Source organism: Saccharothrix sp. BKS2 (genome assembly GCF_047689505.1).
Classification (GTDB): domain Bacteria; phylum Actinomycetota; class Actinomycetes; order Mycobacteriales; family Pseudonocardiaceae; genus Actinosynnema; species Actinosynnema lopnurensis.
Map to the genome: position 1 here is coordinate 43,668 of NZ_JAUQOL010000021.1, position 19,709 is coordinate 63,376.

General features: G+C 66.4%; 20 protein-coding genes. 9 read left to right on the forward strand and 11 right to left on the reverse strand.

Annotation, left to right across the window (positions count from 1 at the left end; genetic code table 11):
- Positions 1-165 precede the first annotated feature (165 nt).
- The 4 genes from Q5530_RS33735 (at position 166) to Q5530_RS33750 (ending at position 2,755) form a co-directional block, all read left to right on the forward strand.
- On the forward strand, positions 166-408 hold the full coding sequence (locus tag Q5530_RS33735; protein WP_415366864.1) for a helix-turn-helix domain-containing protein: 243 nt from the start codon (positions 166-168) through the stop codon (positions 406-408).
- Between the two features lie 105 nt (positions 409-513).
- A complete protein-coding gene (locus Q5530_RS33740) occupies positions 514-1,698 on the forward strand; it encodes a tyrosine-type recombinase/integrase (protein ID WP_415366866.1) in 1,185 nt (394 codons plus the stop codon).
- A gap of 257 nt (positions 1,699-1,955) precedes the next feature.
- Complete coding sequence (locus Q5530_RS33745) at positions 1,956-2,270, forward strand: DddA-like double-stranded DNA deaminase toxin (RefSeq protein WP_415366867.1); 315 nt, start codon at positions 1,956-1,958, stop codon at positions 2,268-2,270.
- Entirely contained in the window at positions 2,267-2,755 is a 489-nt protein-coding gene (locus Q5530_RS33750) for an Imm1 family immunity protein (RefSeq protein ID WP_415366868.1), read from the forward strand. Before Q5530_RS33745 ends, Q5530_RS33750 begins: the two co-directional genes overlap by 4 nt.
- A 139-nt stretch (positions 2,756-2,894) precedes the next feature.
- On the opposite strand, the gene Q5530_RS33755 is transcribed toward Q5530_RS33750, so the two are convergent.
- Positions 2,895-3,407, reverse strand: coding sequence for a hypothetical protein (locus Q5530_RS33755; protein WP_415366869.1), 513 nt, complete (start codon positions 3,405-3,407; stop codon positions 2,895-2,897).
- Positions 3,404-4,003: a NucA/NucB deoxyribonuclease domain-containing protein gene (locus Q5530_RS33760; RefSeq protein WP_415366870.1), complete on the reverse strand. Its 600-nt coding sequence runs from the start codon at positions 4,001-4,003 to the stop codon at positions 3,404-3,406. Before Q5530_RS33760 ends, Q5530_RS33755 begins: the two co-directional genes overlap by 4 nt.
- Positions 4,004-4,199: 196 nt before the next feature.
- On the opposite strand from Q5530_RS33760, the gene Q5530_RS33765 reads away from it, so the two are divergent.
- The 4 genes from Q5530_RS33765 to Q5530_RS33780 all read left to right on the forward strand — a co-directional run bounded on the left by Q5530_RS33765 (position 4,200) and on the right by Q5530_RS33780 (position 5,035).
- A complete protein-coding gene (locus tag Q5530_RS33765) occupies positions 4,200-4,322 on the forward strand; it encodes a hypothetical protein (protein ID WP_415366871.1) in 123 nt (40 codons plus the stop codon).
- 6 nt (positions 4,323-4,328) lie between these two features.
- Entirely contained in the window at positions 4,329-4,586 is a 258-nt protein-coding gene (locus Q5530_RS33770; RefSeq protein ID WP_415366872.1) for a transposase family protein, read from the forward strand.
- A 94-nt stretch (positions 4,587-4,680) separates the two neighbouring features.
- On the forward strand, positions 4,681-4,890 hold the full coding sequence (locus Q5530_RS33775) for a hypothetical protein (RefSeq protein WP_415366873.1): 210 nt from the start codon (positions 4,681-4,683) through the stop codon (positions 4,888-4,890).
- Positions 4,891-4,945: 55 nt separating this feature from the next.
- Positions 4,946-5,035 carry an Imm1 family immunity protein gene (locus Q5530_RS33780; RefSeq protein ID WP_415366925.1) on the forward strand — a complete coding sequence of 30 codons (90 nt, stop codon included), beginning with the start codon at positions 4,946-4,948 and terminating at the stop codon, positions 5,033-5,035.
- A gap of 82 nt (positions 5,036-5,117) precedes the next feature.
- On the opposite strand, the gene Q5530_RS33785 is transcribed toward Q5530_RS33780, so the two are convergent.
- From Q5530_RS33785 to Q5530_RS33815, 7 genes are all read right to left on the reverse strand, one after another.
- The gene (locus Q5530_RS33785; protein WP_415366874.1) at positions 5,118-5,459 is read right to left on the reverse strand and encodes a hypothetical protein; all 342 of its coding nucleotides are present in this window, start codon (positions 5,457-5,459) and stop codon (positions 5,118-5,120) included.
- On the reverse strand, positions 5,446-5,979 hold the full coding sequence (locus Q5530_RS33790) for a hypothetical protein (protein ID WP_415366875.1): 534 nt from the start codon (positions 5,977-5,979) through the stop codon (positions 5,446-5,448). Before Q5530_RS33790 ends, Q5530_RS33785 begins: the two co-directional genes overlap by 14 nt.
- Positions 5,948-6,769, reverse strand: a complete 822-nt coding sequence (locus Q5530_RS33795; protein ID WP_415366876.1) for a DNA-3-methyladenine glycosylase family protein — start codon at positions 6,767-6,769, stop codon at positions 5,948-5,950. Before Q5530_RS33795 ends, Q5530_RS33790 begins: the two co-directional genes overlap by 32 nt.
- A 196-nt stretch (positions 6,770-6,965) precedes the next feature.
- Complete coding sequence (gene fxlM / locus Q5530_RS33800) at positions 6,966-8,180, reverse strand: methyltransferase, FxLD system (protein WP_415366877.1); 1,215 nt, start codon at positions 8,178-8,180, stop codon at positions 6,966-6,968.
- Positions 8,177-9,400 (reverse strand): lanthionine synthetase C family protein, encoded by a 1,224-nt coding sequence (locus Q5530_RS33805; RefSeq protein ID WP_415366878.1) that lies wholly within the window; start codon positions 9,398-9,400, stop codon positions 8,177-8,179. The genes fxlM and Q5530_RS33805 overlap by 4 nt, the downstream gene beginning before the upstream one ends.
- The gene (locus tag Q5530_RS33810) at positions 9,397-12,456 is read right to left on the reverse strand and encodes a lantibiotic dehydratase (protein ID WP_415366879.1); all 3,060 of its coding nucleotides are present in this window, start codon (positions 12,454-12,456) and stop codon (positions 9,397-9,399) included. The genes Q5530_RS33805 and Q5530_RS33810 overlap by 4 nt, the downstream gene beginning before the upstream one ends.
- A 69-nt stretch (positions 12,457-12,525) precedes the next feature.
- A complete protein-coding gene (locus Q5530_RS33815) occupies positions 12,526-12,687 on the reverse strand; it encodes an FxLD family lanthipeptide (RefSeq protein WP_344042613.1) in 162 nt (53 codons plus the stop codon).
- Between the two features lie 190 nt (positions 12,688-12,877).
- Between Q5530_RS33815 and Q5530_RS33820 the strand changes: the two genes are divergently transcribed.
- On the forward strand, positions 12,878-14,395 hold the full coding sequence (locus Q5530_RS33820) for a peptide deformylase (protein WP_415366880.1): 1,518 nt from the start codon (positions 12,878-12,880) through the stop codon (positions 14,393-14,395).
- Between the two features lie 698 nt (positions 14,396-15,093).
- Here Q5530_RS33820 and Q5530_RS33825 read toward each other — a convergent pair.
- Positions 15,094-17,616 carry a DEAD/DEAH box helicase family protein gene (locus tag Q5530_RS33825; RefSeq protein ID WP_415366881.1) on the reverse strand — a complete coding sequence of 841 codons (2,523 nt, stop codon included), beginning with the start codon at positions 17,614-17,616 and terminating at the stop codon, positions 15,094-15,096.
- Entirely contained in the window at positions 17,613-19,622 is a 2,010-nt protein-coding gene (locus tag Q5530_RS33830) for a site-specific DNA-methyltransferase (protein WP_415366882.1), read from the reverse strand. Before Q5530_RS33830 ends, Q5530_RS33825 begins: the two co-directional genes overlap by 4 nt.
- Positions 19,623-19,709: the final 87 nt, after the last annotated feature.

The following is a 19,709-nucleotide window of genomic DNA, read 5'->3' on the forward strand; positions in this document are numbered from 1 at the left end:
GGGTGCGGTACTAGTTCGGTAAGAGGTTGGTACCTGCCCGGTCAGCCTGCCTGTGTCACCCGTCCGGTGGAAGCCGTCGAGAAATTCGGTCGGCACGTGTCCCCAGGCAGCCCTTATTTCGGAGTTCTGGAGTGTCCGCGTACTCCTCTGCCTCCGGAGGGCTCCATGTCCCGACCAGATCCCGACACCCACCGCCTGCTGCACACCCCTGCCGAAGCGGCGGCCCTGCTGGCCGTCCGCGAGTCGTGGCTTCGCCGCAAGGCCGGACGACGGGAGATCCCGTGCACCTTCCTCGGTAAGCACCTGCGCTTCTCCCTTGACGACCTGGCCTCGATCGCCCAAACCGGTGCCCGCCCGGCACGTTCCCCACGACCGCCGGCCAGGCGGGGCAGGTCCTTTCGGGACTGACCGAAGTTCTTGTGCCGCAGTGCTTGCACTGCTCGGCCCACTGGAGCGTTCATCCTCCTGTCACACCGTGACCATCACACCACCGCCGACGAAAGGGCAGCGCACATGGCCTGGGTGGAGCAATCGGGAAACAACCACTGGCGCGTCCGGTTCCGCCGCGACGACGGCACCATCGGCTCCGTCCCCGGCTTCGGGAGCGAGAAAGCCGCCCAGGACCACGCCAACGACCTCGAATCCGACCAACGCCGCGGCACCTGGCTCGACCCCACCGGCGGACGCACGACCGTGGAGGAGTGGCTCACCGACTGGTGGGACGCACTCGACGTCGACACCCGCACCGAGGACAACTACCGCAGCATCGTGCGCAACCACATCGTGCCTTACTGGGGCAACACCGCTCTAGCGGACATCACCAACCTGAAGGTTCAAGCCTGGGCCAAACAGTTGCGCGCCGGACGCCTGTCACCGGTCACCGTTGCCGGGTTCGTCAAGCTGTTCTCCCAGATCCTCACCGACGCCGCCGAGGACAAGCTCATCATCGCCAACCCCATCCGGCCCCGACGACGCGGACGCCGCAACCACGTCGCCCGCATCCCCGAGAAGGTCTGGGCCCAACCCGAAGAAGTGCTGCGCATCGCCGACCAGGTCGCCGCCTTCTACGGACCGGTCGGAGCCATGCTCGTGGTCACCGCGGGCTGGACCGGTGCCCGCTGGGGCGAACTCACCGGCCTGCAACGCCACAACCTGCACCTGTTCGACGACGACACCGGCTTCCTGATCATCGACCCCCAGAACGGAGCCCTGCACGAATCCGCCGGCGGCAAGCTCTGGCTCGGCCCGCCCAAGACCGACGCCTCCGCCCGCACCATCACCCTCAACCCCTCGCTCGTTCGACTTCTGCGGGCACACCTGGACAACCACATCCACCCGCACGTGTTCACCACTCCCGAGGGCGCGCTCCAGCGCCGCAGCAACTTCAGCAAACGCGCTCTGCGCCCCGCCGCCGACGGCAACCTCAACCAACCCCGCGCCGTGCTGCGCCTCCAGCCGATCAAGCCCGGCCTGACCTTCCACGGCCTGCGCCACAGCCACAAGACCTGGATGATCGCCGACACCATCCCCGAGATCGCCCAATCACTCCGACTCGGTCACATCCTCAAAGACCCCGTCCAACGCACCTACTCCCACGTCGCCCCCGAAGTCACCACCCGACTGCTCCAGTGCCTCCAGGACCGCTGGGACAAGGCCGTCGTCGACGTCGGTGACAGCACTTGGCGCAGGATGGCGTAGCCGGTGCGGTCTTCCTCTCAAGCACCGGCTCGAACCCCAGCCCTTCAGGTGATCCCGCCTGGCACTGGCAGGTGCCACGATGCGATTGCCGTCGGGGAGGGACGAGTACGTGGCGTCATTGGGGGACGTGGCCGCCCAGTTCAAAACGACACCGGAGAAGATCTACTAACTGGCGGCGGCACTGCGGATAGCCGAGGATCTCGTCCAAGAGGTTACTGACCAGCTCAGAGCTGCCGGCGTCGGCAGTACCCACGAGTATGAGTACCGAGCTCGTCCAGAGCGGCCAAGAACTCGACGGCACACATCAGCAGGTCGCCGGCCACCTGCGCAGCATCGGCTTCCCGGCAGCCCTCAGAGGACGTGTCACGATGGGCGAGCACGTCGAGGGCAAGGTGGCCTGGCGGCAGCGCAACAGCGGAGTGGGCCACGTCGAACTCATGGTTAACAACGAAATGTGCCAGGGAATGTACTCCTGCCGCAAACTCGTCCCGTTCATCCTCCGACCAGGACAAACCTTGGTCATCCACGACCCGGTAACGTCGCGGGTCTTCCACGGAAGGAGCCCGTCGTGACCCCACTCGACATCTACTACTTCAGCGGCGACAACCGCGCCGACGAGCCTGTCACCGTGGACGATGACATCACCTTGGACGACGTCATGACAGACATCCTGGCCAACCCACAACCACACCCGACCGTGGTGTACGCCAAAAACCGACCGACGATCGGACCGGCGGAATTGCCGGACCATCAACTCAAGTTCGACCTCGACACCGAGCACCACATCGCCGCCGTCCACCTATTCGGCCCGAAAGACTTCCTACCAGCCGACCTGACAGGCAAGGCGGACGACACCACGGCATGGATCGCCCTGCCCCGGCAGGCGGACATCCAAGTCCCCACCGGCGTGACGCTCTACATCGACAGGGACATCCGCACCGCGTTCCCCGCGGAGGCCGCCTTGCCGCTGAGTGTGCTTCGCGATCTTCTGCACGAGTTCATGCGGACCGGCAAACGCCCCACATGTGTCGACTGGCAGCAGATCGACATCTTCTAGCGACAACGAGCCCCGCGTCCATTGACGGCCGTCCGGGACCGTTGGGGTTGGTACAGCGGAACCGGTCATCCTCAGCCGCTACGGCCGCCGAAAGTCGCTGGACAGAGCCGTACTCCCACCCCCGCCATCCCAGCCGTGGTCAGTCGGAGCCCCACCCCGACCAGGACTTCCTGAGCGTCGGAGGGCCGTCGGACGCGCGAGGCCAGAACTGGAGACGGTAGGTGTCCACACCCTCCACGTCGGCCCTCAACTGGTCGTAGCCGCGGCCTGCGATGCGGGCGCGGTAGGCCCCCGAGGGCACTTCGCACGAGATCGGGGGACGACCGCCCGAGCCCTGGAAGTTGAGAGTGTCGTCGGTGACGTCGAGGTCGACGTCCACGACGTTGTCCCAGTTGTCGTCGTCCGCCGCCGGCTCGGCCGTCCACGTCTCGACCCGCATGGGGGCGTTGAAGTTCCACTTGGTTGGGACGACGAGATCGACAAGGCCGGACGAGAGGCCGACGTACCGACCTGAGTTCTGCGCGTCGTCCAGAGCGCGTGGCATCGCGTTGGCCTCGTTCGGGTCAGTGCGCCACGGCGGGTCCGAGTAGATGTAGACCTGCCCGTGGTTGATCTCGACTTCGAGGTCCACTTCGTGCACGAGGTCGCTCAACCGCACGTCTCTTTCTCGATCGCGATGTCAACACCCTGGTAGTCACCCGTGGCGATCTGCTGCGGACTGGTGATGACCACGAGGCAGTCGTCTCCATCGTTGATGCCGCGCACGACCTGCTGGGCGTTGATCGTACCGCCCTGACACCGGTTCTCACGTGCGGGAACTTCCATCTCTCGCGCTCCACGCCCACCCTGCCGAGTGCCGGCGAAGGGGTATTCGTCGCACTCGCCCCCGTGCGGCCTCGAGAAGAACTTCAGGCAGACCTTCTTGCGTTTCTGCGGTTCAACCGCCGAATCCTTCGTCAGGACCCCTTCCTTACCTGATTTCCACGCCTCCGAGACGTTGCGGGTGATGAACGGCATTTTTGCCGCGTCGAGGATGATGAACTTCAGGTCCTCGCACGCCCCGTCGGCAAGGCTTTGCCATGGTGTGCACTTGTGGACCTGCGACGACGCGGACGCCGCCACCATGAAACTCACGTCGCCCTCACCTACCAGCTCAACGCCACCGGTGACGGTGCCCAGCACGCCGTCAACAACGCCCTCGATCTGCGGCCAGAACACCGCGCCAGCAGCGACGAGAACCAGTGGCATCAAGAGTCCGGTTCTTGACTTGGTTGCCATGCCTCCCCTTCACGCACTCATCCATGATGAGCGTCGCACGACTCCGGAAGGAAGGGCATCGCTTTCACTTGAACGCGACCGAGCGGCCTGCACAGGCACTCCTTCCTCGCAGGCCGACCTGCTCGCCCAGCTCAGCACCGAACCCGAACCCGACCCGCTGGCCGGAGTGGAGTACACCGGCGACCTCGCCGCCGACTCCGCGGCCCAGCTGGACGCCGTGGCCCAGGGGTTCCGCGACCGCACCAAGCGCGAGGACGAACGATTCCGGCTCGCCACGGACTCGGAGTAGTGGTGCGTGGTGTGCCCCAAGACCCGAGCGGACAAGGAAGCCTTCCTCGCCGCCGCCCGCCGCCTGCTTACCCGCCCCGACGCGGACAACCGCACCTACAACGCCCTGCTACGCGGCCTGCGCTGCCTGGGTGAACGAGGCTTCGCGCTGCTCACCGGATGCTGGCGCGCACTACGACACTTCACCACCAGCCCACGCAAGATCGACGACATCGTCAAAGCCGCCCTCGTGCTCACCCACTTCGAGCACGGACGACTCACCTGAAACTCGCTGAGAACATCTCACTGTCAACTCCGAAACCGTCCTCGACGACGTCCTGACCGATATCCTGGCCAAGTGGCAGCCGCACCCAACAGTGGTGTACGCCCAGAACCGGCCAACGGTCGGCCCTGCCGAGCTGCTCGATCACCAACTCAAATTCGACCTCGACATCCGGCACCATGTCGCCGCCGTCCACTTGTTCGGGGCGAAAGACTTCCTGCCGGCCGAGGTGGCAAGTGGTGCGGACGACACCACGGCGTGGATCGCTCTGCCCCGGCAGGCAGAAGCCCGGGTCCCAGCGGCGTGACGCTCTACATTGACAGGGACACGCGCACCGCGTTTCCTGAAGAAGCACCCTGCCGCTGAACCTGCTCCGCGAACTCCTGCACGAGTTCATGCGAACCGGCAAACGCCCCGCATGCGTCGACTGGCAGCAGACCGACATCTTCTAGGGCAACAACCGGCATAATTCCACGCCGAGCTCACGATTGTGAAGCGACGCGCGTCGGCTCTCGGTGCCGTGGCGCGTACTGGTCAGAGCGACCCGGCCCGGGACGTCCGGCTCCCCACCCGCACGGCGGGGGCGGAGGTGAACCGGACGTCGGTGCCCTCCCCCGTCACCGTGACCGACACCCGCTCCCCCACCGACACCTGCTCCACCCCGGTGTGCAGCCGGTGGCTCCAGCCGCGCACCTCCACGCCCTCGACCGCGGCGAACCGGAGGTGGAACCGGACCCAGTCGTGCTCGGGCGGCGCCTCCCACGTCCGACGGGCGGTTTCGTCCAGCGGCCCTTCGAAGGACGCGGTGACCGCTTGGTCGCGTTCGTCCCAGTGCAGGGCGTACAGCGCGAACGCCGACAGCTCAGATGTGCTCATGGTAGGTGTCGACCTCCGCTCCGGGGACCACCGTGTACAGCCGCCGGTCCAGCCTGCTGGTGAACTCGTGCGGCCCGTCGTCCACCGCGTCCGGCGGCGAGTCATGGGCGCTGACCTTGCCGAAGCGGAACTGCCCGGCGCACGTCAGCGTCAGGCGCAGCGACTCCCCGGTCACCGACACCGCCAACCTCGCCTTCGGCCGTTGCGCGAACTCAACTGACACGGTGGCCGGGAGCACCGCGCCGCCGGACAGCCGGACGTCGTCGACCGCCAGGAACCCCAGGTGCGCCTGCACGCGGCTGTAGCCGGGCACGTCCGAGGCGACCGGCAGGTCCATGCGCAGCGTGCAACCCGGGCCGCGGCGCTCGAACCGGATCGACCGCAGCACCAGCCCCGTGAAGTCCGGTCCCTGCGGGTAGAACCGGGTCAGCGACTTCTGATCATGGGGCAGAAGTCGGTCTGCGCCGGTGATCAGTGGTTCGGACAGGTCAGATGGCGACCGCTCCTGAGGTGTTGGCATGACGTACTCCCCATGCGAGTGTGAGCAGCGTCCAGGCGGACAGGTCCTTGCCCGCCAACCGCGCCCAGAGGCGGGCGAACTCCGGTTCGGTGTCGGGCCAGGTCCGCCCGGTCGGTAGACGGTCCGCCCAGGTACGCACCGCCAGATCGGCGTACGGGTACAGCGCGTAGTCATTGGTGAGATCGGCGACGGTCGCACCCGCGGTCCAAGGGCCGATGCGGGGCACACTCTGCACCTCGTCACGTAGGACGGCTGGATCGAGTTCGGCCCACTTCGCGCCGAACTCCAGCACCGCCTCGGCCGCAGCCTTCAGCGGACGGCGCTTGAACGCCATCCCCAGGGCGGTGAACTCGTCGTCCGGGAGCGCGAGGACAGCTTCCGGCGTCGGGAACAACCACGCCGGCCCGTGGGGCGTGCGGATTTCCTCGCCATACGCCTGGCAGAACACCCGGTAGAGCTTGCGCGCCTGACCCGCCCGGATCACCTGCCGGACGATTGACGTCGCCAGAGCATCCCACAGATCCGGGTTGCGCCAACGTCCCACCGTGCCGGCAGCGCGCAGCACGTCCACCACCTCATCGGTGCCGGTCAGCCCTTCCGGGTCGACGACATCGAGCATGGGAGCGCCCTCTTCGCCCTGCACCGGGTGTGCCTCCGTCCGGTTGCCACCGGTCTCTGCGGGTGTGCAGGTCAGCACCCAGGTGGAGCTTCCGGAACGGACGACGCGATAGGCGGTCTCGCCTGCCGACAGCCAAGAAGGATGGTCGGTCATCACCGAGGACACGATCACAACGAGCTCCCTATGGCGGGTTGGCAGCCACCCATGATGCCGAGACCGCTGCGTCGTTCCGGGAGATCGGCCGGTGTGGCGGATCCACGAACGAGTTGTCGGAGAGATCCGCCACGACCGTGCCTCAACCGCGCCCTCGCTCTGGTCATCGGCTCCAACGATGATGCCGCGCGAACCTACGCGTCACTGAGCATCGTCACGCGGTGACGACCAGGCGGACGAATCGCTTGTCGATCACCTGTCCGTCGGTGAGGGCGTCGTCGTGGGTGCCGGCGGGGTAGGCGGTGATGATCGATTGGGCGGTGCGGTCGTGGTCCCAGGTACGGATCACGGCGCATAGGCGTTCGGCGAGGTTCGCGCCGAGTGGGCCGTGGCCGGTGGCGCCGAGTTCGAAGCGGCGTTCGGTGGCGTCGGGTGCGGGGCCGCGCAGGGTGAGGTAGGCCAGGGAGTCGTTTTCGACCAGGGCGGGGCTGCTGTACTTGAACGCGGGGTTGCACAGGCCGGCCTCGACAGCGGCGTTGCCCGCGGCGAAGCGGCAGGTACCGGATTCGAGGCCGGTCAGGAGGGGCCAGATGAGGTCGGTGGATTCCATGGGCGCCACCGACGCACCGGACCACACGGTGACGGCTTCGCGGTCGAGAACGCCGTGAAGTGCCGCGGGGTCGATGGACTGGTCGGGATCGAAGTGGAGGTCGACATCGTCGGCGATGCGGGCCGTGCGTTCACCGTCCTGGCCGTCACCGATCATGGGGATGAAGCCGCACAGCCTGCTGTCGGCACCACGCAGCACCCCGTCCTCCTGCTTGACGAACGCGACGCTGCGGGTTTGTCCCCGCCAGGTCAGCGGCACGACGAGTCGGCCGCCCGGGGCGAGCTGGGCGGGCCAGGAGGGTGGCAGGTCCCAGGGGCCGACGGTGACGATGATCCGGTCGTAGGGGGCGTGGTCGGAGTGTCCGAGGGTGCCGTCGCCGGTGACGACGTGGACGCGGTCGTAGCCGGTGGCGTCGAGGGCGCGTCGGGTGTGTTCGGTGACGTCGGGGTGGATGTCGACGGTGGTGATCTGGCCGGTGTGGCCGACGAGTTCGGCCAGCAGGGCAGCGTTGTAGCCGGTGCCGGCGCCGATTTCGAGGACACGGTGGCCGGGTCGGACGTCGAGTTGGTCGAGCATCATGGCCACGACGGTGGGCACAGAGATGCAGCTGGCGGGCCTGCCACCGGGCTCGCCTGGCTTGATGGTGATGGACCTGTTGGCGTAGGCGTCGGGCACGGTGGCGTCGGGCACGAACAGGTGGCGGGGCACCGTGCGCAGCGCGCGTTCGACAGTGGCCGAGCGCAGGTGTCCGGCCTCGGCGATGTGGTCGACCATGCGGTCGCGCAGGTCTTCCGGCGGGGTGTCGGTGGTGGCGGTCATCCGATTCCTTCCGTGTCCGGTGTCCCGGGGGTTGGTGAGGCGATGAGCAGGCAGGCGTCCCAGGCGAAGCCGGGCGTGGGGTGTTGGGTCAGCTCGATGCCCGTGGTGCCTTCGAGCAGGCCGTCGCCGGTCGCTGGTTGTCGGGTGTGCGGGTGTTGTTGGGTGAAGCGGGTGTTCAGGTGTGGCAGCAGGGCGGCCAGTGCGCTGTCGGGTCCGGCGTCGGCCGCAGTGCGTCGGGTGGTCTGGACGAGGCCGGCCCAGCCGTGGCACAGGGAGGCGTCGCCGAGCAGAGCGAGCTGGTCGGGGTCGGTGACGCAGGTAGCCAGGGCGTGCTCGGCGGCTTGCTGCCGGTGCCGGTCGTGCAGGACCATGGCGGCGAGTTGCTGTGCGCGGGCCATTCCTGGGGTGCCGTAGCACCAGGACGGGCGCTGGGGGCCGGGTTGGTCGACCGATCCGCGGTGCCATTCCTCCGGCCGGAGCAGACCCGGCCACCACGGTCGGATCTGAGGGCCGCTGCGCCAGTGGTCCAGCCAGGAGCAGATGCGGTCGATGGCCTCGACGTGTCCGGGCACGGTGGTGCCGAGGATCGCCGCGTGGGCCAACAGCGCCAGTGGGCCGGCGATCCCGTGTGCGATCCCGAGGTTGGTGTGCCCGCCGGGCCACTGCGGGGATGGGCGGTCGTTCGGTGCGTTGAGGGTGCACCAGCCCGGCAACTGCCGGCCGTCGATGAACACGGGTTCAGTGGCCAACCGCACCAGGTAGGCCAGGACCTCCCGCACGGGTCCTTCTCGACCGCCGCGGCGCAGCAGTAGGTAGGCGCCGATCCCGGTCAGGCCGTTGATCAGGTCGAACTCGCCCAGCCGGGGCGGCAGCCCTTGGTCGATGCGCTGGTGCGCGACGGCGAGACGTCGGGCGACGAGGTCGCTGATGTGGCGGTCCAGCGTGCCGAGGGCTGTCGCGTAGGCGGGATGGGCGGCGTGGCGCAGGACGAAAGCGACGGCCGGGGCTCCGTGGAACAGCCCCGCGGTCGTATCAGCGGTGACCGGGTCGTGAGTCATCACGGTGATCCGCCGGTGGACCTCGGGCCACTGCGTGCGGCCGGCGCGGGCATCGGCGATGTGCAGCAACGCGATCCCCGCGGCTCCGGAGGCCAGCGACTGCCGCCAGAACGGTGACGGTTCGCACCGCTGTGCCGTGATCGTCTGGTTGGTGGAGGTCATCGGTGCCGCCCGCCCCGCGGTCGGGCACGTCGTGTGAACGCGGCTTGGCGGGCGAGGCGACGGCAGGCGCGTTCGCTTTCAACGTCGATGCCGAGGGCGCGGTTGTGGTGCATGTGCAGCAGCGACTCCAGCACGACGTCGGTGTCCACGTCCGATGGCAGTCGCGTGCGGTACTCGGCCAGCGCCGTCGCGCGGGCGTGCCATGCCTGGTCGGCCTGTGTGGTCCAGCCGGGTAGTCGGCGCAGCTCGTCGGTGTCGGCGGCCAGTCGTATCGCCTGGTCAGCGGTCTGCCGGTCGCGAGCGGGCGCGGTGGATGCCGGGTGGCTGGTCAGCCACTCGATCGCCAGGGCGGGGTCGCCGAGGAAGGCGTCGATGATGCCGACCATGCCCGCCACGACCAGCGCGGTGGGTGGCGCGGTCGTGGTGAGCCGTGCGTGCAGGGTCGCGGCGACGAAGCGCGAGTCGGCGGCGAATACGGTCTCGGCGGCGGTCAGGGCGGCACCGTGCCCGTAACGGCCGACTTCGGGGTGGTAGGTGTCGAACACCAACCGTCCGGTCACGCCTGCCTGTCGCATCCGCTGCGTCCACTTCCCGAGCGCTTTTGTGCACGCAGCGTAGTGATCAGGGGTGGTGTGCAGCCGCAGCCGCAGGTGATCGGTCTCGTGAGGGCTGTGGTAGCGCAGGAACCACCAGGCCGTGTCCGCGTCCAGCTCGTCCAGCAGTGCGGGCAGGTGGCCGGTGATGACGTCGTCCATCCGCTCGGGGTGGGTGTAGATCTTCGCGGTGAGCCAGGTGGAGCCGGGTGCGCCAGGGAGTTGTCCGTGGGTGTTGTTCAGTTCGGGCAGTACGCCGCGGAGAGGGTCGGGTGCGGCGGGGTGGGTGGTGACCAGCGGCAGCGCGATCTCGTGGGCGTGGTGGCCGATCCAGCCGTACTCGGCGATCGGCGTGGCTTCGTAGAGGACGGCTTGGCCGTGCTTGACGAGGTGGGTGTGCAGGAGGGTGGCGTGGGCGGGCTCGTCGAGGGACAGGCGCAGGGTGCGGTCCGCGTCGCGCAATTCGATCACCTGCGGGCAGCCCCACAGTCGCCGCCATCGGTCCAGCAGCCGCGGCCACCCTTCACGGTCCTGGCGTGGCGTGAGGTCGTCGGTGGTCAGTCGCCACTGGGCCGGGGACAGCACGGTGCGTCCGTAGCGGACCCTCGGCAGCCTCGGCAGGCGTGCGAGCGGCCCCCAGTCGAACTGGAACCAGGAGGCGCTGAACGCGCGCGGTAGTTCCGCCAGGAACCGGGCCAGGGGCGGAGGTTGCTTGTCCAGCGCGAGCGCGTGGAACACCTGGGGTTCGACGACTCGGCGGCGGGAGCGGCTGACCAGGTACAGCCGGTCGCGGGTCGCGGTGACGGCGAGGTCGTCCAGTCGGATCAGGGTCGCCTCGTCGCCGTGACCGCGGTGTTCGCCCAGCGGAATCACGTGGTCGAGGTAGGCAGGGACGCGGCAGACGTTCTCCGCAGGCGCGTAGCGGGGCCCGAAGCTCAGCTGCGCCCGCAACGCTCCGTCGGTGGCGGCCGGTAGGCCCCGGTAGGCCGACGCGAGGCCCGAGCCGGTGGCCATGGGGGTGAAGCGGCTGGTCAGCGTGCCCGCAGAGCGGGCAGGCGCGACGGTGAGGGTGAACTCGCCTTGCTCGAGTGCGGCCACGCTGTCCGCGTGCACGCGGGCCGACAGCTCCACGTGGGGCGGGATGTACCGGGCATCGAAATCCTCACTGCCCAGGTCCGTGACGTCCTGGTCGGCAAGGACGATCTCGCCGGTTCCGTCGACGGCCGCTCGCCACGCCAATGCCGCCAGCCGCTCGTCGCGCTCCGAGAACTCCGGGATCGGCGGTGGGTGCACGCTGCCCTGATAACGGGCCGGGTAGCCCAAGCCGCTGTCGGGGCAGACGACGTCCAGCAGCGGCACCAGCGTGCCGACGCCGTAGCGGTCGACGAACACGCCGTGGTAGTCACGCCATGCCGGGTCGCCGGCGGGTCGGCGGGTCATGCGCAGCAGCGCGCTCGCGGCGCGTTCCATCTCCCGCGTGACCGCGCGGGGCACACTGATGTTGCAGTCCAACAGCAGATCGGCGGCCAGCGGCGTGCGGCCCGCCGGGGACAGTGCCCGCATGCGACGGATGAGATCCGCGCGGATGCGGTCTTGGCCGGCGATCGGCGTGTTCGGATCGTTGTGCCCGGCCAGCCCGGTCAGCACCGCGTCCAGTTCACGCAGCAGAGTGACGATTTCGGGGACGCTGTCGCCACCGGCCGCGTGCAACCGTGCCAGGACGTGGGCGAACGGGTCGGTGACGGTGAACGGTGCGCGCAGCTCCGTCAGCAGGTACCCCTGCTTCACCAACACAGCGAGTGTGTGGCGGACCTTCGGTCGGTCGGTGGCGAAGTGCTCGGCCAGTTTGTCGACCAGCTCGCCGAACCGGATGGGGATCGCCGCCGCGTTCCACACGGCCGCCACCGCGCCGGTGTAGTGGATCGTCACCCGGTTGGGCCCATGTGGGATCTCCAGCCGGTCACCGCGACGCCAGGCGAGGTCGTTGACCGTCACCTCCAGGCGTTCCAGCAGGTCGGCGGCCCCTTCGACACGGGTGATGATGTCGGCCAACCACTCGGTGTTCACCCGTGCCGTCGCGCGGTGTTCCCGCCCCCACCGCGCGACCGACGCACCCGTCGCGGCCACCGGTGCCACGCCCGCGAACAACCCGAACGGGGTCGGCCTGCCGATGCTGCGCAGCACGTACCGGGCGGTGGAGACCGTCGCACCTCGGACCCGCCTGTCGGTCACCGCACGTCCCGCGCGGATGGCCTCGACCTGGTCGGCCAGGGACGGGCTGGCCTGTCGCACCGCCTCGGCCAGGCCGGGTCGGGACCACATCCGGTTCAGCCATTCCCGGCAGGCTGGGACGTCGGCCAGGTCGGGCCACTGGTCGGGCGCGTCGGTCAGCGGTGCCGCCGCAGCCCGCACGAGCGCGACACCGACGTGCCGGTACAGCGGTTTCCTACCAGCGGAACGCATCCATTCCTCCCGGCTGTTACAGAGCGGAACGGGGCCGGAGGACACCCGGCCCCGCGAGCGGTCGGGGTCTCAGACGCCCCCGGTGACGCACGCCGACGCGCACGTCGGGTCACAGCCGTCGTCGGTGCCGTTGGTGCAGGCGTTCAGCGCCGGGTCCGCGGGCATGTCGGTGATGACGCGCAGATCGAGCGCGAAGGGATCGTCGTGGGTGGGCATTTCCGTCGTCGTCATGAGCAGTGGTTCCCTTCATCGTTCCGGGTGGGTTGGCATCGACCCGACGGGCGGTGCAGCCCAGAGGCGGTCTGTCGCCACGTGTGATCGCACTCCACGACACCAGCCGGCTTGGGTGTGCCTCTAGGCTGAGCGGTGACTCACGGTGGGTTCACGCCCACTCACAGTCGGAGAAAGCGGGGGTGTTGTCGTGACCGGCGGGGCGCGTTCGACGGGCGGAGACAGCGGTGAGACCAACGCCTTCGCGGCGGAACTCACCCGTTGGCGTGACGTGCGGAGCCTGTCCCGCACCGCACTGGCGAAGCTGATGGGCTACGACCGCTCATACGTGTCCAAAGTGGAGTCCGGCCACGAGCGCCCGTCACGGGAGTTCGCGCTGCACGCCGACGCCGCACTGAAGTCCGGCGGGGCGCTGCGCACCGCGTTCCGCGAGTTCGAAGCCGGTCGTACCGGCAAGCCCCGTCCGCCGCTGCCATTCCCTACCGACCAGTCCGCAGCGGGCAGCCTGGTGGTCGACCACGACGACGCCACCCTGCACTACGACGGGCGCACCTACCGGCTCACCCAACGTCGCCACCTGGTCAACGGCGGTACCGAGCCCATCACCCGCTACCTCATCCGCATCTCCGTCGACCGCTACCCCGGCGACCCCGAACGGTCCAACCGCCTCTACAGCGAGAACCCGCTCACCTGGGACGAGATCAACCTGCACGCCTGGCACGGCCAGGACCGGTCCGAACCGATGGGCTGGAGCGCCCACCACGACCGTGACGCCTTCAAGGAAATCTGGCTGCACTTCGCCGGCGACACCGGCCACTTTCCGCTCTACCCCGGCGAGTCGACCTGGATCGAATACGAGTACACCGTCCGCGACGAGCACTGGGGCAACTGGTTCCAACGCGCCATCCGGTTGCCCACCGCGAAGCTGTCGGTCTCGCTGAACTTCCCCGCCGACCTCACCCCGGTGGTGTGGGGCCTGCACACCTCCATGACCGCCGAGGCCATGCCCTTCCCCACCGCCATCGACCGCACCACCGACCACGACCGGGTGATCTTCGCCTGGTCTTGCCAGGACCCGCCCCTGCACGCCCGCTACCGGCTCGAATGGGACTTCCGCAGCCGAACGACCACCGACACCACCCCCGCGCGCCCCAGCAAAACCATGGCCGCACTCGGCGTGGTCCAGGACGGGGATCCGCTGCTGCGTCGCACCGCCCGCCCCTTCGACCTGCCTGCTGAGGCCGAGGACGCCCGCCGGGTCATCACCGAGTTGCACTCCGCAGCCGAACGCATCGCCCACGCCCACACCTTCGGCAAGGGCATGGGCATCGCCGCGCCCCAGATCGGCATCGACCGCGCCGCCGCCCTCGTCCGCCCACCCGGCACCGACCAGCCGATCACCCTGCTCAACCCCACGATCATCGAAAACGGCACCGAGACCGACGAGCAATACGAGGGCTGCCTGAGCTTCTTCGACGTCCGCTGCCTGATTCCCCGGCCAATGCAGATCCACGTCGAGCACACCGACATCACCGGCAAGAAGAAGATCACCGTCTTCGACCGCGGCATGGCCCGCCTCGTCGCCCACGAAGTCGACCATCTCCACGGCACCCTCTGCCACGATCACCTTCCCGAAGGTCGCTATCCCATCCCGATCGAGCAGTACCGAGGCACCGGCCAAACCTGGAACTACAGCGGACCCTCGTAATATCTACTCCGCACCTCGACCTACACCGAAGGCCACATACGACAGGAACCGTTAGCGCATTACGGCCAACGATAAAGCCGTAGGACAGACGAAAATGTTCGAAGAAGTGGCGGACAGCGACCACAGCCAGCTGTCCACCCGTCACGTCGCCCTCTTCCGCAAGTTCACTGGCCGCTCTGACTCAAGGCATCTCGCCGAACTCAAGCTTGCTACCAGTTGGCACCCATCCACGCACGCACTGCCAAAAGATTAGAATGCGACTGTAAGGCCAGCCGGTTATCCACACCTCGACCTAACTGCTTCATGAGCGTCCCGAACGCCCGCAACACGCCCGGACGCCATCGACCCTCAACACAGTATGCGAGCCGCGCCGCCCGCCATGTCCACGGCCGATCACCCGGCCCACTTATGCCGCCGTCACAATCACCATTGACCCTCGCGGTGAGCGGCACAGGTCGCAGTAGCGCCTTGATCGACGACCACCGTGACCTCAGGCACCATGCTACCTCCAATTGAAGGTCCTCACGAACAGCACCGCATTCGCACAAGCCAAGCCAGGTGACGCTTCATCGACGCCTCACTGGCACCCCTGAATGCACTTGATGGCGAGACCATCCGTAGTTGACCGAAAAACGTTATCGCCGCTTGAGTACCATCCGAGGAGCACAGTAATTATGGGCAAACCGACCAGGCGTTAATTACCGTGCACCGAATCCCTTCATCTGATTCCAGTCAAGTCCGGCATCGTTGACGTCATCTTCGGTGAGGAGGATGTAGTGCCACTTGCTGTTAACCTTACCGCTGTTGTTGACCGTGTTGGCCCAGGTCTTGGCAGCCTTTGCCTTAGCCCGGACATCTTCGGCGTGGGCTTCCTTGTTCATTTTGGTCTCGATCAGCCAGGACGTTCGCTGCCCGTCGACCTCCTCGATTGCAACGAGGTCAGGGTTGTACTCGCGCCCCTCCTGTGTCCACGTGATCGGCAGGTCATTGATGTGGAGACGTGCCCACACGATGACATCGGGGGCCTCGTCCAGCGCCTGCGCAGTCTTGTACTCAGGCGAAGTGTCGAACCAAGCGTACTCGTAGAGACACTTCTTCCAACCGTTGTAGGCAACAGACTTCGAGTGCGGCTCGGAGTGTCCCCCAAGGTGCTCCTTGGTGGTCTGACGTTCCTTCTGCAACTTCAGGAACTTCACCTCATCGGAGAACACAACGTCCTGGTTGGCTACTTTTTTAAGTTGGTCCGTAACGAGGCTGGTAAGCCTGCGCGCGGCACGCTCCCAGAATGCGGACAGATGCTTTTGCGCATCGGTTCCCATACCATCAATAAGAAGATCGGCGAGGCGTTGTGCTGCGCGCACCTCTCCTGCTTCCGGTCGGACACTGGGGGCGCGCATAATAGCTTTTACGAGGCCAGCGCGAGAAGTTTCGAGTGGGATGTCAAGGGCAAGAGATTCCACCCTCGCCTCGGCTTGTACGCCGCGGACGGTGCCGCCTTCGTCTGGCCGCAACAGCGTCCGGCGCAATTCGGTGTCAGCCTCGGTCGTGAGGGCATTACCGAGCGCGGTGAACGGAGCGTCGTCGTGGATCTGGTTGAGGGAGATCACCGCCTTGGAGGCGACCTTCTGCGTGTACGGAATCGTGATGTCGGCGCGGTCCAGAAGCGGGTAATGCTTCCGGACGCTGGACTCGGTCTCCTCTGCCGCGTCCTTGGCCCTCCCCAGCAGGTCCTGCAAGTCGACAATTCCACCAGCAGGCGAAAGCTCCGCAGGAATCGAGTCAGAGGTCATCGTACCGGTCTGCTGGGCGGCAGACGTCGTATTACCAGCGGTGACACCGCTTGGCCTCGCCCCTACGGGAATAATGTCGGCCGTTTCATCGACGATCTTTCGACGGGCAACCAGTTCGTCCTCTGCAGTGCGGCGGATTTCGGCAAGAACGGCATGGTCAATAAACTTCTCGTTGAGCGCTTGCCGCTTGGCCAGCAGGGCCTCATAGCGCTCGTGGGCGAGCACCTCGACAGTGTCGAGCATCTCGACTCCGGTGTACTCCCCGAACGGGAGCCGCATTCCTCGTCCTAGGGTCTGCTCGGTAAGCACCGATGACACGCTGGCACGCATGGAGGCAATGACGTAGACGTTCTTGACGTCCCAGCCTTCCTTCAACATGCCCACGCTGACGATGACGCGGATGGGTGACAGCGGGTCCTCCACATCCTCCAGCGCGGCCAGTGCCGCTTCCTTTTCGTCGCCCCTCAGGTTCGAGTGGACGACTAGCGTGCGGCCCATCCAGGCGCCGTTGTCGAACGCTTCACTGTCGAACAACTTCTGGTAACGATCCGCTTCGGTCGTGTCCTGAGCGATGACGAGCATGACCGGGTTGACACGCGGGATGCCTTCTTCGTCGCACCGTGCGTGGGCGAGACGCTCCTTATAGCGGAGCAGCGTGACCCCGTCGAGGAGTTTAGTGTGATCGTCGTTCCGGTCGTCCTTGCGCGCGACGAGAACGGGCGTCTTGACGAGTTGGTCCTTGATCGCGCGAGCCAGAGGGTAGCGGTAGACGACAAGATTTTCGTCCGCCTTCGCAGGTGTTGCCGTCAGGCCGACGACGAGCTTTGGCAGCAGATCCGTGATGGTCTTCGCGAACGACGGGCCGCGGTAGCAATGGTGCTCGTCGGCGAGGATGACCAGGTCATCAAGATTGCTGAGCCAGTCGAACAGGGATCCGCCGAGCCACTCCTGGTACTCGTGTGTGGCACGCCCTTCACCGGTCTTTGAGGTAAGGGCCTGGACTGTGAAGATGAACAGTTTTGTCCGGCTACCGTCCTCCATCACCTTGCGCGTTGCCGGGCTCTTGAAATTGTCAGCCGTGATCACGAACGGCTCAGACTCCATCGCGCCAGTCAGTGACTTGCGATGGCCTGGACTGAAATTCTTGATACTCTTGTCCCGGATCGTGCGGCCGGGGGCGAGGAGCAGGAAATTGCGGGCGGGGTTCCCCAGGCCGGCGAAGTACTCGATGAGTCCGGCCATGACATAGGTCTTACCGACCCCGGTGGCAGAATCAACGACGCACTCGAACGGAGCCTTATTCGCATCGACGTCAAAGTGCATCGAGGTCATGGCTGCGACGCTCTCGACCGCTGCACGGTTGGGCGCGCGCAACTCGAGTCGATGAGCGATTCCGGAGACGAGGTCGTCGTTGATGTGGATGCCGCTCATAAGTCGGCTCCCTCCGATTCCTGAGTACCGCGCTTGAACGGAGACGTCTTGGCCGCACGTCGTCGGTAGGTGTCGAGCACGGCCTCGGGGATCTTCGTCAGCCGTGATCCCTTCCGGGCCTTGCGAAGCGCCTCTTCGGCATCCGGGTCGATCTGAGTCGCCCAGACTTCGACGATCTGCTCCTCCGGGAGTTGGTCGAGGATCGCCGCCACAGTGGTCTGGCCGACGAGGCCGTCCAGGACTACGTAACGCACCTGACCGCGCTTGGCAGCGAAGATCCCATCAGGCTGGTAACGAACGCCGAGTTGGGCGCACATCGCTCGCGCAAGATCGCCTTGGGCAGCCCACTCAGCGAGTACGACGATGTCACCGATGCTCTCGAACATCGACGGACCGACTTCGAGGTGCGAAAAGCCTCCACCACCGTGCCATAGCGTCGTCGTCTGGCTCCTCGTCTTCGTGGCGCTCCGGAGCGCCTTTACCACGCTCTTGTCAACTTCGACACCCTTCAAAATCTTGGACAGAAGCCGGTTGAACTCCTGAGCCTCTTCGGGAGACACATCGTCCGGGAGGTCTGTGTCCGCGACGCGCTCCGTCGACGTCGTGACCCCACCCAAGTCATCGCCATTCACTACCCGCGCCAGTCGCGGCTTCGTGTAGGTGGACACAGTGGCTGGAAGCAGTTCAGCAGTCACCCAGCGGCGTCCCATCTTGTGAGCAACCGCTGCAGTTGTTCCAGAACCACCGTAACAGTCGAGCACGATGTCGCCGGGATTAGAGCCGATGTGGATGACCCGCTGGAGCAGTTCCTCTGGCTTCGGCGTGGCGAAGGCGTGGAGGTCTGGGAACAGGTCGCGCACCTGGTTCTTGCCTCGCAAAGATCCGCCAACGTCTGCCGCGAACCACAGTGTCTCCGGCACACGCCCTTCATCTGCCAGATGCTTCTTGCGCTGGATACGTTCCTTGTCAAGGTCCAGGAAAACCAGCTCTGGCCAGCGTCCCGCCTCGTGCCTGGCACGCGCCGCCCTCGCCGCGTCTTCTAGCGGCTCAGCGAGCATGATCGCCGGGACACCCGACATCACCAGATCCGAGGTAGTCCCGCAGACCGTGGCGCGACGAGCGGCGTCACCGATGTCGCGCAGTTCGTACTTGGCGTACTCGTTCATCTGGTCCAAGAACCACGACTGCGACATCCCCCAGCATCGTCCGGGAGTCGGGTACATCAGCCCACCCGTAACCGGATGTTGGATCGCGTAGACCATGCCTTGGTGCGTCTTCGCGCTTGGGGCAGTCGGGTCGCCGTCGCGCCACGGCACCGGGTCACCGTCTCGAGATCGATAACGGGATGTATTCGAGGAGGCGAGCCGCTTCAGCCGGTTGGGTGCCCAGCGATCGGTCCTGCGATATACCAGGATGCTGTCATGCGAGGCAGAGAAACCAGCGGAGTCGTTTCGCGGCGATGTAACTCGCTGCCACACGACCTCTGCGAGGAAATTCTCGGCACCAAGTTCCTCATCGAGCACTGAACGGCAACGGTGCACCTCCGCGTCGTCGAGGTGCACCCATACCGATCCATCGTCAGACAGGAGCGGTTTGATTTGCCTCAAGCGGTCACGAAGCATCGTGAGCCAGATCGAGTGCTCAATGTTGTCGTCGTAGTTGGTGAACGTCTGCCCCGTGTTGAATGGAGGGTCGATATACACCAACTTCACTTTGCCGAGGTAGCGCTCGGCATACTCAGGCACCTTCGTGAGGACGTCCAAAACATGCATGGCGTCGCCCGTGATGAGGAGGTTTTCGGTTGTGGGCTTGGGTAGCCCGCCCGGGCGACCGTTGGAGGCCAGCGCGTCGACACGCTCGACCTCATGCAGAAGACGAACCTCAGAGACGCGGTAGTCGGCTCGATCGACGAACGTGTAGTCGTACTTGCCGTCCCCCGTGGACAGGAGCGCTTTGTCCTTGTTCGTCCAGGTGAGTTCAAGCCCTCCGCTGTACCCCGCCGCCATGCAACATCCCGTCTGCTACGTCCTCTGCCTGCTGACACCAAACTTGTCCGGACAGCCGAGCGCCCGTCTGAAAGACAGCCCGATTGA

Excerpts from the sequence above, each read along its gene's own strand:
- Q5530_RS33805 (WP_415366878.1), bottom strand. The coding sequence starts at position 9,400 with ATGACCTCCACCAACCAGACGATCACGGCACAGCGGTGCGAACCGTCA.
- Q5530_RS33825 (WP_415366881.1), bottom strand. The coding sequence starts at position 17,616 with ATGAGCGGCATCCACATCAACGACGACCTCGTCTCCGGAATCGCTCAT.
- Q5530_RS33810 (WP_415366879.1), bottom strand. The coding sequence starts at position 12,456 with ATGCGTTCCGCTGGTAGGAAACCGCTGTACCGGCACGTCGGTGTCGCG.
- Q5530_RS33785 (WP_415366874.1), bottom strand. The coding sequence starts at position 5,459 with ATGAGCACATCTGAGCTGTCGGCGTTCGCGCTGTACGCCCTGCACTGG.
- Q5530_RS33745 (WP_415366867.1), top strand. The coding sequence starts at position 1,956 with ATGAGTACCGAGCTCGTCCAGAGCGGCCAAGAACTCGACGGCACACAT.
- Q5530_RS33760 (WP_415366870.1), bottom strand. The coding sequence starts at position 4,003 with ATGCCACTGGTTCTCGTCGCTGCTGGCGCGGTGTTCTGGCCGCAGATC.
- Q5530_RS33815 (WP_344042613.1), bottom strand. The coding sequence starts at position 12,687 with ATGACGACGACGGAAATGCCCACCCACGACGATCCCTTCGCGCTCGAT.
- fxlM (WP_415366877.1), bottom strand. The coding sequence starts at position 8,180 with ATGACCGCCACCACCGACACCCCGCCGGAAGACCTGCGCGACCGCATG.
- Q5530_RS33830 (WP_415366882.1), bottom strand. The coding sequence starts at position 19,622 with ATGGCGGCGGGGTACAGCGGAGGGCTTGAACTCACCTGGACGAACAAG.
- Q5530_RS33740 (WP_415366866.1), top strand. The coding sequence starts at position 514 with ATGGCCTGGGTGGAGCAATCGGGAAACAACCACTGGCGCGTCCGGTTC.
- Q5530_RS33735 (WP_415366864.1), top strand. The coding sequence starts at position 166 with ATGTCCCGACCAGATCCCGACACCCACCGCCTGCTGCACACCCCTGCC.
- Q5530_RS33790 (WP_415366875.1), bottom strand. The coding sequence starts at position 5,979 with ATGCCAACACCTCAGGAGCGGTCGCCATCTGACCTGTCCGAACCACTG.